Raw genomic sequence first — 12,173 nt, 5'->3', positions numbered from 1 at the left:
AGTACTATTTTTTTATTTTTTGATGATCGCATTTGTTCTAACGGCTGACTATCCGCAGCATTTAGTTATACTATTAAATCATTTTTAGGAGGTGTCATATGGAAACGACTATGACTATACGAATGAAAGAAATTCTTTTTATTGTGGTTGGGACAGCGATTTATGCATTTGGTTTGGTTTATTTAAACATTGCGAATCATTTGGCAGAAGGCGGCGTGACCGGTATTACGTTGATTATCCGCGCCTTATTCGGGATTGATCCTGCTTACACGACTTTACTTATCAATATTCCCTTGATCTTGATCGGCGGAAAAATTCTAGGCAAGCGTTCTTTTTATTATACGATTTTAGGAACGGTCTGTTTGTCCGCTTTTTTATGGATTTGGCAACGAATTCCTTTACAGATCAATTTAGACCATGACTTATTTATCGTCTCGATCTTAGCTGGACTATTCGCTGGATTTGGCAGCGGCTTAGTTTACCGAAATGGCGGAACAACTGGCGGAGCGGATGTTATTGCAAGAATTCTTGAACAAAAATTTGGCTTTACGATGGGGAAGTCATTATTAGTTTTTGATATTATTGTCTTACTTTGTTCCCTAACATACTTAGATTTGAAACGAATGATGTATACGTTGATCGTTTCTTTTGTATTCAGCAGAGTCGTTGATGTCCTTTCTTCTGGCGGCTATGCGGCTAAAGGTGTCATGATTATCTCCAACGAAAGCAATGTGATTGCCGAGTTGTTGATGGCGCATTTAGAACGCGGCGTGACTTATCTCCATGGTGAAGGTGGTTTTTCATCCGAAGTGAAACGAATCGTCTACATCGTGGTTTCTCAACAAGAAGTCACTGAAGTAAAAAAACTTATCCACTCAGTTGATGAAAAAGCCTTTATTTTGATCAGCAATGTTCATGACGTCGAAGGCGAAGGATTTACTTATTTGAAACCACAACGCCGAAGATTCACCTTAAAACGAAGCAACTAAAAAAACATGACCTAGACAGCTTGCACAACTTGTCTGGGTCATGTTTTTTATTGGTGTACTGTCAATTTCAAGCGATTTAATTCATCTGACAAGCCGAGAAAAGCCTCTCTATCGCCCGCTTCTAATGCCAAATCAATTTGTTTTTTCAATAACTCGATTTGTGCTTCTTGCTCTTGCAGTTTTAAAAAATTTTCGACTTCTGAGACTATCTCTTCGCTGACAGTGTCATTCCACGATAAGCTTGGATTATCCTCAAGAACGGATAAGTATTGGGCGTTCTGCCAAGAATTAGGAAAAATACATTCTAAGTATAGCGGCTGTTGCCAATGTAGACGAATCTCATGAAAAATTTGATCACTGTTAGTAAATTGATGGCCTTCGATTGAAAATACCATCGGTTCTTCTTTTTGTGAGATATCGCGAAATACCAATCCGCGATTTGTTTCTAAAGCTTGCTCAACGATATGAACATTCCGCAGAATCGCTTCATGATTGATCAAATAGTTTAAAATCCAAATCACTTCGCGTCGTTGAAAACTCACATTATTAATCAGCCAGACAAGAAATTCACGTTTTTCAGCTACATCGATCATTTTCTTCACCTCTTTATTCTAGTAATGATTGTACCTCTAAATCTCCTGGTTCTAATTGTAAATAATTTGTCAGAACGGTGCGCGCCAATTCTATTTGACCATCTTCGCGTAAGAAAAGGCCATAAGCTTTTAAGAAATCTGGTTCATGAGCCAAGTCTTCATATGCTTGTTGGTAATGCGTTCGGGCAGCTTCAAAATCTTCTGATTCATTATACGCTTGGGCCAAATTCCATTCAGCATAAGGATTGTCTTTCTCATCCATCTGGCCAATCATTTCAATTGCTTTGTCAAACTGTTCTTCATTCAAATACAGGTTGCTTAACGTCAACAATGTTTCGTCGGATTTTTCACCGCTCTCAAGTGCTTGCAGTAATAATTCTTCGGCTTTTTTGCTGTCTCGCAGACGGTACGCGATCTCAGAAGCCAAGTGCAATAATTCTACTTGGTAAGGATTTTCTTTGATGCCTTCTTCAGCTGCGAGTAATGCTTCTTCTAACAGCTCTTCTTCTTTCAAACTATCGGCAAGGTAGTAATAACCACTTTGATATTGCGGATCAAGCGTGATCAACTCTTGTAAGTAATTGATCGCTTTTTGATAATCTTTTAATTGATAATAAGTGAAACCCAGTTGGAATAACCGATCAGATGTGCGCTCTTTTTCCAACGCCCGCTCTAAAAATGGAAGTGCTTCTTCAAGCCCGCCCATCATACTGTAGGCTGAACCGATCCGTTCATCAATGGAAATATTTGCCAGCTCTTCGATACCTTGTTTTTGAAGTTGACCATATTCATTGATTGCTTCGCCTAATTGACTAGTAGAAAAGTGTAATTCCGCCAACGCAAAGGTGATCAACGGTTCTTCCGGTGCAATCGTTTTTGCTTGCAATAATTTTGCTTCGCTGACTTCAGGAATCCCCAACACTTGATACAAATCAGCCGTCACTAACAAACTTTCTAAGTAATTTTCACTTGTTGGATTGATCCGCTCTAAATAATCGAACGCACTGTCGATATCATCATTTTCGATTGCGATCTCCGCTAAAGAAAGATAAAAAACATCTTCTGTTGGAAAATCTGCTGAAAGTTTTAGTAAAACTTGTTTTGCTTCATCGAGAAAACCTAATGCCTGCAATTCTTCGGCAAAACTTGCAAGTATTTCAGGCTCATCTTTTTTTAATGCCTCTTCAAACAGTTGATTGGCTTTTGCTAACTCTTCAGCTCTTAATGCTGCGAGCATTTTTTCACTATAACTTGACATCTATTCTCCCCTGATCTCTGTTACGATTTTTTGATACGCTTCAAATGTTTGAAGCAATTCTTTCTGAGTCGGCAGTTTCTTTGCGCCGACTTTTCCGATTTGAACCAATCCAGCCAACGGTTTTTCTTGTGCTAAAGCGATCACTTGCTGACCATAATCAGCGAGCGAGATCCCTGTCGGAACAACGATTGGAAATCCTAATCGCACCAACCATATCATAAAATTTTTAAAATTGAAATGAAGATCGCTTGCGGTGATATTCCAGCCCAATTCAAACAACAAACCAAACATCGTCTTCATACTATTTGAGAGTAACGAGCCGTTCTCCGTTTGAAAAAAAGCTTTCTCAAAAGTTTTACCGAAATCACGCAATTGTTCGCTATTTAACTGGTAATAATTGATCAGATTTTCGCTGAAAGCCGAAAAAGAATGCTGTAAAAGGGCCTCGCGAGTCGGAAAATTCACATATAAACTTTGTAAAAAGGAATAGTCGCTAACAATCCCGCAACGAATCAGGGTCAAGAGATCGACCATTTTCCCAGTTGTTTGTTGATCCGCCAACGTGTGGTCAAATAAGATACTTTCTGGAACTTCTTCAATTTCCATCACCGTCATCATATTTTTATTAGAAACGATCTGATCTGAAAAAGTCAAACTTTGTGCGAACGAACGCAATGATACCGGTAAAAAACACAACTCTGCTTGCAAATTCGTCACGTGGTGAACAAAGCCTAAGAGCTCGATCACACCTTCATTGCCGATCCCCAGAAAAAGAGTCTCTTTTTGCCGGCTGAATCGATCAAGAAAATGGATCAGTTCTTGAAAATTTTCCAGCGTATTGCAGTACCGGTTATTAGGTGTAATAAACCATTCATGAGAACTTGTTTTAGGTACAAATTGACGCAGCTTCTCCGCATATAAATCATAGTAGCGTTGATTGCCACAAAAAAGAATTTGTTTATTTTCCAAGTTCTTTTTTCGCATCATTGAAGCGACCGTTTCACCATAAATAATCAGCGTCGCATTCTCTTTGTGTTGATAGGCGACTTCCATCTCGCTCACCACCTTGTTTTCTTTATTTTATACTACAAAAAAACCTCCCGCAACAAATGTACAAGAGGCTGACTAAGATTTTCACTCTTTATTAAAAAAACGAGGTTTTAACTGATTCTGTCATTGAACTTTTTAGTAATTATTTTTTATGGTGTCGTTTGATTTTGTACAGGTGTCTCTGCTTGAGATGCCGGTGTCTGCTGTTCGATTGTCTGACTTGGCTGGGTCTCTTGTTGATTTTCCTGTACCGTCTCAGTTTGCTGCGGCGTTTGTTGCTGACTTGGCTGCAGCTGATTGTTTTGTTCTTGCTGATAATACTGCTGATTGGCTTGGTTTGCCGCTTCTTCTGCCTGCGACAATTCTTCAAAGGTCAATACCCCATCATTGTTCAGATCAGATTCTGACGTACCTTCCCTGATGACTCGCTCGCCATTCGCTAAGACTCGCAACACTGTGACCTGTTCGCCCCAAGGTGTTGTTAATACTTGTCCCACCTCAGCTGCTTCCGTTGATTCTGTTGCCGCCGTCGTTTCAGTCGAAGCCGTGGTCGATTCATTCAACGTGACTTGCCGCTTCGAAACAGTGCCTTCATCAGTTGATCCATAAAAATATAATCCGACCAATACTGCGAGCAGCACTACTGGAATTGTCACCACTAATACGATAAAATTACGCCGCTTTCTGCGTTTGTCTTCTTGATCCAGTAGTGTTTCAGCCTCTAAAAAAGCTTGCCGCCATTTCGGATCATTTTTTCGTTGCGCTAGAAATTCGTATGAATGCCAAGAATCATTCTTTTTAACATAAAATAATCTTTCCTTTGACATTGTTTCACCTTCTTTTCCTTTTTCCACTAGATCTTCTATCTTTATTTTATCCTAATGAAGATCTTTCGTAAATTGAAAAATAGAGGTTAAAGCAAATAAAATAACAATCTAAGGAATAATATTTGATTCAATTTCGATTTCCCGTCAAAAACTGATCGAACTGCCAATTTTTTCTTTTTTAGTAGCGATTGAACGTTTTCTCTTTCAAAAAGAACTGTTTTATTTCAGTGATGTCTGTCCAATCGATGAAACTCAACGAAATTTTTTCCGGTGTTGTTCCTGTTTTCAGCCAAAAACTGACGTGACCAATTTTTTTAGGATAAAGCCGCCAAGTTGTTCGTTCTGAAAAGGCTTGGATTTTTCTTTGTTCCACAAAAGTTTGGACTTTTGAAAAGCCAGCGAAGGTCTGTACGCACAAGCGAGTATCTGTTTGCAGTGCGTAACCTTGAAAATGCGCTTCCAGCCAAGCAAAAAGCAGTAAAATTACCGCTATCACTATTCCGCCAACCGCTAACCAGCGATTAAAGTAATAGCCGATACCGATGATTGGTACCGCCGCTAATAAGATCCAGCGCCAGAAATACCATAATCTCTTGCGCGAAACATACTGAATCTTGGGAGGATCAAATGCCCATTCTGGCAACAATGAGTCAAGACTTTCAAACAACTGCTGATCAAAAACAATCGGTAAAAAATAAAGTTTTTTACTGATATCTTTTTCTTCTTCTTGACCACCGGCTAATAACAATTCCACCGTGGATATCCCAAACAGCCGCCGTAAAATTTGCTGGCGGATTTTGATTCCTTGAATTTTTTGCAACGGAATTTTTTGAACACGCCGCTCTAATAAGCCGCTCTCGATCATAAGATTTTTCCCATATCTGCTGACTTTAAAATTGTAATACTGTAAAAAATTCTTGGCGATAGAAACGGCTGCCAGCACTAATAAAAGAAATAACCCCAAGCCTACCAGCACGACCCAATCTGCTTGCAGCAAACGCTCAGAGGTAGACACCGCTTGATTGAGCCAATCATCAGGAATAAAATCATATAAAAATGCGATCAATGTTACTGCCGCTGCCAAAATACTCAGATCAGTCAAACCAAACAAAAGAATTTGACCATTGGTTGTTTGATGGACATAAACAGGTTCCGCTGTAACAGCACTTTTTGCTGCCGCCGTTTCTGAAATCGGTTCTTTCATTACTTTTTCTTGCATCCGATATTCTTCAATCACTTGGATCAATTCTTCAGTGACTGCCGGCAAGGAAGCTTCGGCTTTGCCAGCCTCGCCTCCCGCTGTTTCGATCAGCAGTTGGACCACATGAAACGGTTGAAAAAAGAACCATTGTCTTTGCTTGATAGTTTGGATTCGATCATAAGGAATATCAATTTCATGTTTACGAAAAATTCCTTGATAAATAATGATTTTCTCCGAAGAAATCTGATAAGCTTGCGAAAAATAATTTGCTATCGCTGATCCGATGATCAATAAGACTAGTGCTGCCGCTGCTAATTTTCCATAAAGTGTGTAGATCCAGCCATTAATAATCAACAAGACTAGTAAAAAGAACCAAGTCCTGATCCCCTTCAATAGAAAAATCAGGATCGCCAATGGATGGAATCTTTTCTTCTCAGACATCTTCTTTCGCCGCCTTTACTAGCTCGATGATCTGCTGGCGCAAAGCCATGGCTTCTTGCATATCCAAGCCTGCAAGATGATGACTAGTTGCCGCGGTATGAATGACAATTTCCATCAAGTTTTCTTGTCTTAAAAAAGGGCCTTGTTCTGTCTCTACATGTTGAATTCGATTCAACGGAACATACGTGATCGATCGAAAAATAAATCCCTTTTGAAAAGCAATATCTTCTGTCGTGATCTCATAACGATGAAACATATAACGATAAGGAATGAGTGCCATCAACAGCACAAAGATCAATCCAAGGAGCACAAAATAAGCAATCATAAGCCCGCTAAAAATCCCTTTAAATTGATCGAACCAGACCAATGCCGCGGTTCCTGCAATACCCAGCAAGAGAAAAATCCCCATCGTCACATAGTTATTTTTACGCCAGACCGCTTTGATTCGTTGCGGCATTTGTTTTGGTAATAAAGGATACTCCATCTTTTTTCCCACATTTCTGCTTTCATTTTTGTAAAAATTTTCCTTTTGTTTATAGTACCGTGAAAAGGCTCCCGCCGTCTACTCTCAAGAAAAATGAAATGACACTGGAAGGCCTGCTCAACTTTTGACAGCTGTCAGCTATTTTTACATTGAACTAGAAATTAATTTTTGTATCCCTTTATATACCATTTTTTATTCTAAAAGCTACGCATCCACCAATACAAACAGGATGTGACAAGACTTTTGCCACATCCTCTTCGATAATTTCTATTTAAGATAGTGCGAGTTTCTACCATTTAACAATTGGTGTACATTCACATCAAATCATGAGAACCACAATTTCTTGAGGACTGAACATTTTGGACTGTACACTTCTGTACAGTTATTGCCTCTTTTCTGCCCCTTTTAAGTTTATGGAAAAAAGAAAACCCGCTGCAGCCTTAGAGCCACAACGGGTTAACCTTCGCAATTACTTCACTGCATCTTTTAACGCTTTACCTGGTTTGAACGCAGGTACTTTGCTTGCTGGGATTTCGATTTCTTCACCAGTTTGTGGGTTACGTCCTTTGCGGGCCGCACGTTCACGTACTTCAAAGTTACCGAAGCCGATTAATTGAACTTTCTCACCTTCAGCTAATGCGTCTTGGATAGTTGAAAATACAGCATCGACAGCAGCGGTAGCGTCTTTCTTAGTTAAGTCAGTAGCTGCTGCAACTTTTTCGATCAATTCTGCTTTGTTTGCCATGAATGAATTCACCTCCTGAGAAATGAGTATTGAAATCTGAACACTAACCGATAACTGAGTGGTCCAGTTACCAGTAAATAAATATTGATTTGGTCAATATTCTTTTATAACGATAGCATAAGAACCTTATGTTAGCAAGGTTTTTAGCGATTAATGACACAAAATTCACGCTTGTTTTAGCATTCAGCGAAATCTGTTGTCACTAAAATAAAAGTATGATAAAATATCCTATTTTCTTCTCCGAGGGATGATTTTTATCGGTGTTCCTTCAAATTCAAAGGCTTTTCGAATTTGGTTTTCTAAAAATCGTGCGTATGAGAAATGCATCAATTCTTCTTCGTTGACAAACACGACAAAAGTTGGTGGCTTCACGGCAACTTGTGTTGCATAGAAGATCTTCAAACGCTTGCCTTTGTCAGTCGGCGTTGGATTGATTGCCACTGCATCCATAATGATGTCATTTAAAACAGAAGACGGAATCCGCAGATTTTGATTCATGCTGACTTCTTCGATCATCGTTGGAATTTTATTTAAGCGTTGTTTGGTCATAGCTGAAACAAAAACGATGGGTGCATAATCTAAATAAGCAAATTCTTCCCGGATCTCTTGTTCAAATTTTTTCATAGTATGAGTATCTTTTTCAACTAGATCCCATTTATTGACTACGATGATTACTCCACGACCCGCTTCATGAGCGTAGCCAGCGATTCGTTTGTCTTGTTCACGGATGCCTTCTTCTCCGTTCAGTACCACTAGAACGACATCTGATCGATCGATTGCCCGCATTGCCCGCATAACAGAATATTTTTCTGTATTTTCATATACTTTTCCGCGTTTTCGCATGCCGGCTGTGTCGATCATTGTAAACTCTTGACCATTTTCACCAACAAATCGTGTATCGATCGCATCTCGAGTCGTTCCTTCGATATCTGAAACAATTACTCGATCTTCCCCTAAAATCGCATTGATCAATGAAGATTTACCGACATTTGGTCGACCAATCAAGCTAAATTTAATGGATGGATCTTCTTCATCTTCATTATCTTCAGGAAAATGTTTGACTGCTTCATCTAAGACATCGCCTAAACCAAGTCCGTGGCTGCCTGATACTGGATAGGGTTCGCCTAAACCTAGAGAATAAAATTCATAAATATCGTTTCGCATCTCAGGATTATCGACTTTGTTCACCAGTAAAATGACTGTTTTTTTACTTCGATATAAAATTTTAGCAACTGCTTCATCCGCATCCGTCACGCCTTCTTTGCCGCTTGCGACAAGCAAAATGACATCTGCTTCGTCGATTGCGATCTGCGCTTGTTGTTTGATTTGTTCCATAAACGGTTCATCGCTAATATCGATTCCGCCAGTATCAATGATTGAAAATTCATGATCCAGCCATTCACCTTTAGCATAGATTCGGTCGCGAGTGACGCCTGGCGTATCTTCAACGATTGAAATACGTTCTCCGGCGATCCGATTGAACAATGTTGATTTCCCCACATTCGGGCGGCCAACGATTGCAATTGTAGGATTTGACATAACTTACCTCGTTCCTATTAATTAATATTAATGTATTTATTTTTCTGAACAGAAAGAATAAATTTGATTTTCTTAGCGTATATCCTCTTAATTGGCCAGACTCTTTTACTGCGGGTGATTCCTTTTGTTCCTTCGCTGTAAATGATCCCGTCAAAATTAGGCTAGTCTGCTCTTTTTCAAATTCTCTTTAGTTTAACTAAGAAAGCTCCTTCTTGCAAGAGAAGGAGCCCTTTTCATTCATTAAATTAATAAAAAGAACACACCAGCAACCTGGTGTGCTCTTCAAAGTTTATTCTTGATCCGCTGAGTCGTCTTTCAATGCATCCCCTAAGATGTCTCCCATAGTAAATCCAGTATTTTCTTCTGGCAACTCATAAGATTCTTCTTCAACAGGTTCAGCTTTTGCTTCTTCTGGTTTTTCTTCTAAAGCTTTGATTGAAAGAGCCACACGATGGTCTTCAGGATGTACTTCTAAAACTTTCACTTGTACTTGATCGCCTTCATGTAAAACTTCATGTGGTGTGGCGATATGTTTGTGAGAGATTTGAGAAATATGCACCAAGCCTTCGACTCCTGGGAAAATTTCAACAAAGGCGCCAAAGCTGGTCAAACGTTTCACGGTTCCTTCAAGGACAGAACCTGGAGCGGCTTTTTCTTCGATATCCGTCCATGGTCCAGGCAGATTGGCTTTGATTGATAATGAAATCCGTTCTTTTTCTGGATCAACTGAAAGAACTTGAACTTCGACTTCTTCGCCAACGCTCAATACATCTGCTGGTTTTGCCACATGACTGTGTGAAATTTCTGAGACGTGAACCAAACCGTCAATTCCGCCAAGATCAACAAAAGCACCGAAATCGGTCAAACGAGCGACTTGCCCTTTGATTACTTGACCTTCATATAAGTCGGAAAGGATTTCTTTTTTCTTTTCTGATTTTTCGGCTTCAACGACCGCTTTGTGCGATAGAATCAAACGATTCTCAGAAGGTTCGATCTCAACGATTTTGAATGCCAGTGTCTTTCCAGTGTAAACTGAAAAATCATCAACAAAATGATCATCGATCATTGATGCTGGGACAAAACCACGTACACCTACATCAACAACTAACCCACCTTTAACACTGCTAGTTACTGGTGCTTCGATAATGTTTCCAGCTTGGAATTCTTTTTCAATGTCTTCCCAAACTTTTTTTGCATCTAAGCGGCGCTTAGAAAGAAGATAACTACCATTTTCTTTGTCTTTTCCAATAGAAGAAATCACAACTAAATCAAGAATGTCGCCAACCTTGACTTCTTCGTTGATGTCTTCAACAGGTAATGTTGAAAGTTCTTTTGCAGGGACTACACCTTCTACTCCTGCGCCTTCAATGCCCACGATAACTTGTTTGTCTTCTAAGGCGAGTACCTCACCTCTAACAATATCGCCAACTTGAACTTCATGCACACTTTCCATTGCTGCTTTCATCGAAACGTTCTCATTGTCCATCGAATTTTGTTCTAAATCTGTCATGCCGTTTGTCCTCCTCACCAACAATTCTACGTAAAATACACTACATGTTCTATTTTAGAATAATCCACATGAAAAATAAAGCGATTTCTTCTTTTTTTCTAAAAATTTGAAAGAAATTCGCTTTATTTATTGGATTTGGCTGAAAATTAGAAACCTTTTGAGTCTATGATCCCTTTAATCTTCGTCACTACTTGTTCAATCGACATTCCGGTCGTATCAACTAAGACAGCATCTGCCGCTTGAACGAGTGGTGAAACTTCCCGATGCGAGTCTAAATAATCACGTTTAGCGATGGCTTCTTTGATTGCTTCAAAGTCCATCTCGATCCCTTTTTCTTGATTTTCTTTATATCGACGTTGTGCACGTTCTTCGACACTAGCGACTAAAAAAATCTTGATCTCTGCTTTTGGCAATACAGTCGTCCCGATGTCACGTCCATCCATCACGATTCCGCCGGTTTGGGCAAGTTGACGCTGAGCTTTAACTAATTCCTCACGAACTTTTCCATGCGCAGAAACTTCTGAGACAGCCGCCGTCACATCTGGCTGACGGATTGCTTGAGTAATCTCTTCACCATTCACAAATACCGATTGTCCATGCGCCGCCGGTTTGAAGGTGATTGGATAGCTTTTAGTCAACTCTGCCAACGCTTGTTCATCTGAAAACGCGATATTATGCTTAATCGCTAAAAAAGTTACCGTACGATACATTGCCCCCGTATCGACATAAATAAAATTAAAGTCGCTTGCCAAAATTTTTGCTACTGTACTTTTTCCTGATGATGCAGGACCATCGATCGCAATTGAAATATTTTCCATTTTCTGCCTCTTTCCAATAAATAAACCGTAATCGAAATCGATTACGGTAAAGTATTCAACTTATTTCACACGTACTTGCTGACCTGGATCAAAATAAAAACTGTCTAAGGTCATGCCATTAAGTTCTAAAAATTCATCTACACTCAAACCATACCGTCCAGCAATTTGTTTTGGACCTTCACCGGATTGTACTGTTCCATATTGTGCATTTGCATCAGTTTCTGAACTCGGCGTGGTTTGTTGTGCCGCTTCTTGTGATGCCGCTGCCTGAGATGCTGCAGCTTGTGATTCAGCAGCCGCTTGTGCTGCTGCGGCTTCCTGTTGTGCTTGCTGCTCAGCTTGTTGAGCCTGTTGAGCTGCTTCAGATTCTGTTGAAGCGGTACTTTCTTCGGCACTACTTTCTTCAGAACTAGATTCTTTTGTTGATGAGACCTTTGATACTTGCGTTGTACTCTCTGGAGAGGCCGCCGGTTCATCATTTCCACGAGTGATCCAGAAAAAAGCACCAGCCGGAATCAAAATAAGAGCTAACAATAACGCGACTAGAATCGTCAAGAATTTCGTATTTCCGCCACCTTTGTTGCCGCCGCCACTACGACGAGACTGGCTGCGCGAATAATTTTCTTCTTCACTATCAGATTCGTAAATATGTTGATCCCACGGTTCATTATTCGTATCATTATAGCGATCTTTTCTACTCAATTTCTCTAACCTCCTA

12 protein-coding genes are annotated in these 12,173 nt (G+C 39.8%); 1 reads left to right on the top strand and 11 read right to left on the bottom strand.

Features of this window, described 5'->3' with window-relative positions:
* The first annotated feature begins 98 nt into the window (after positions 1-98).
* Positions 99-989: a YitT family protein gene (locus FFM63_RS04920; RefSeq protein WP_137609206.1), complete on the top strand. Its 891-nt coding sequence runs from the start codon at positions 99-101 to the stop codon at positions 987-989.
* Between the two features lie 47 nt (positions 990-1,036).
* Here the strand turns inward: FFM63_RS04920 and FFM63_RS04915 are convergent, their stop codons facing one another.
* From FFM63_RS04915 to FFM63_RS04865, 11 genes are all read right to left on the bottom strand, one after another.
* A complete protein-coding gene (locus FFM63_RS04915; protein WP_137609205.1) occupies positions 1,037-1,582 on the bottom strand; it encodes a YpiB family protein in 546 nt (181 codons plus the stop codon).
* A 13-nt stretch (positions 1,583-1,595) separates the two neighbouring features.
* On the bottom strand, positions 1,596-2,840 hold the full coding sequence (locus tag FFM63_RS04910) for a tetratricopeptide repeat protein (protein ID WP_137609204.1): 1,245 nt from the start codon (positions 2,838-2,840) through the stop codon (positions 1,596-1,598).
* Positions 2,841-3,893, bottom strand: a complete 1,053-nt coding sequence (locus tag FFM63_RS04905) for a hypothetical protein (RefSeq protein WP_137609203.1) — start codon at positions 3,891-3,893, stop codon at positions 2,841-2,843. It abuts the gene before it with no gap.
* A gap of 146 nt (positions 3,894-4,039) precedes the next feature.
* A complete protein-coding gene (locus FFM63_RS04900; protein ID WP_137609202.1) occupies positions 4,040-4,717 on the bottom strand; it encodes a hypothetical protein in 678 nt (225 codons plus the stop codon).
* Positions 4,718-4,895: 178 nt separating this feature from the next.
* Positions 4,896-6,359 carry a PH domain-containing protein gene (locus tag FFM63_RS04895; protein ID WP_137609201.1) on the bottom strand — a complete coding sequence of 488 codons (1,464 nt, stop codon included), beginning with the start codon at positions 6,357-6,359 and terminating at the stop codon, positions 4,896-4,898.
* Entirely contained in the window at positions 6,352-6,843 is a 492-nt protein-coding gene (locus FFM63_RS04890; RefSeq protein WP_137609200.1) for a PH domain-containing protein, read from the bottom strand. Before FFM63_RS04890 ends, FFM63_RS04895 begins: the two co-directional genes overlap by 8 nt.
* A gap of 469 nt (positions 6,844-7,312) precedes the next feature.
* Positions 7,313-7,588 carry a non-specific DNA-binding protein Hbs gene (gene hbs, locus FFM63_RS04885; RefSeq protein ID WP_010744623.1) on the bottom strand — a complete coding sequence of 92 codons (276 nt, stop codon included), beginning with the start codon at positions 7,586-7,588 and terminating at the stop codon, positions 7,313-7,315.
* A gap of 228 nt (positions 7,589-7,816) precedes the next feature.
* A complete protein-coding gene (gene der / locus FFM63_RS04880) occupies positions 7,817-9,127 on the bottom strand; it encodes a ribosome biogenesis GTPase Der (RefSeq protein WP_137609199.1) in 1,311 nt (436 codons plus the stop codon).
* A gap of 289 nt (positions 9,128-9,416) precedes the next feature.
* Entirely contained in the window at positions 9,417-10,637 is a 1,221-nt protein-coding gene (rpsA, locus tag FFM63_RS04875; protein WP_137609198.1) for a 30S ribosomal protein S1, read from the bottom strand.
* Between the two features lie 146 nt (positions 10,638-10,783).
* Positions 10,784-11,455, bottom strand: coding sequence for a (d)CMP kinase (gene cmk / locus FFM63_RS04870; protein ID WP_137609197.1), 672 nt, complete (start codon positions 11,453-11,455; stop codon positions 10,784-10,786).
* A gap of 60 nt (positions 11,456-11,515) precedes the next feature.
* Positions 11,516-12,157, bottom strand: coding sequence for a LysM peptidoglycan-binding domain-containing protein (locus tag FFM63_RS04865; RefSeq protein WP_137609196.1), 642 nt, complete (start codon positions 12,155-12,157; stop codon positions 11,516-11,518).
* Positions 12,158-12,173: the final 16 nt, after the last annotated feature.

The sequence above is a fragment of the Enterococcus pingfangensis genome (assembly GCF_005405205.1).
GTDB classification, from domain to species: domain Bacteria; phylum Bacillota; class Bacilli; order Lactobacillales; family Enterococcaceae; genus Enterococcus_A; species Enterococcus_A pingfangensis.
This window is presented reverse-complemented; position numbering and strand designations above follow the sequence as displayed.

Coding starts and splice junctions, on each gene's coding strand:
- rpsA (WP_137609198.1), bottom strand. CDS start 10,637: ATGACAGATTTAGAACAAAATTCGATGGACAATGAGAACGTTTCGATG.
- hbs (WP_010744623.1), bottom strand. CDS start 7,588: ATGGCAAACAAAGCAGAATTGATCGAAAAAGTTGCAGCAGCTACTGAC.
- FFM63_RS04915 (WP_137609205.1), bottom strand. CDS start 1,582: ATGATCGATGTAGCTGAAAAACGTGAATTTCTTGTCTGGCTGATTAAT.
- FFM63_RS04895 (WP_137609201.1), bottom strand. CDS start 6,359: ATGTCTGAGAAGAAAAGATTCCATCCATTGGCGATCCTGATTTTTCTA.
- FFM63_RS04900 (WP_137609202.1), bottom strand. CDS start 4,717: ATGTCAAAGGAAAGATTATTTTATGTTAAAAAGAATGATTCTTGGCAT.
- FFM63_RS04890 (WP_137609200.1), bottom strand. CDS start 6,843: ATGGAGTATCCTTTATTACCAAAACAAATGCCGCAACGAATCAAAGCG.
- FFM63_RS04920 (WP_137609206.1), top strand. CDS start 99: ATGGAAACGACTATGACTATACGAATGAAAGAAATTCTTTTTATTGTG.
- cmk (WP_137609197.1), bottom strand. CDS start 11,455: ATGGAAAATATTTCAATTGCGATCGATGGTCCTGCATCATCAGGAAAA.
- FFM63_RS04905 (WP_137609203.1), bottom strand. CDS start 3,893: ATGGAAGTCGCCTATCAACACAAAGAGAATGCGACGCTGATTATTTAT.
- der (WP_137609199.1), bottom strand. CDS start 9,127: ATGTCAAATCCTACAATTGCAATCGTTGGCCGCCCGAATGTGGGGAAA.
- FFM63_RS04910 (WP_137609204.1), bottom strand. CDS start 2,840: ATGTCAAGTTATAGTGAAAAAATGCTCGCAGCATTAAGAGCTGAAGAG.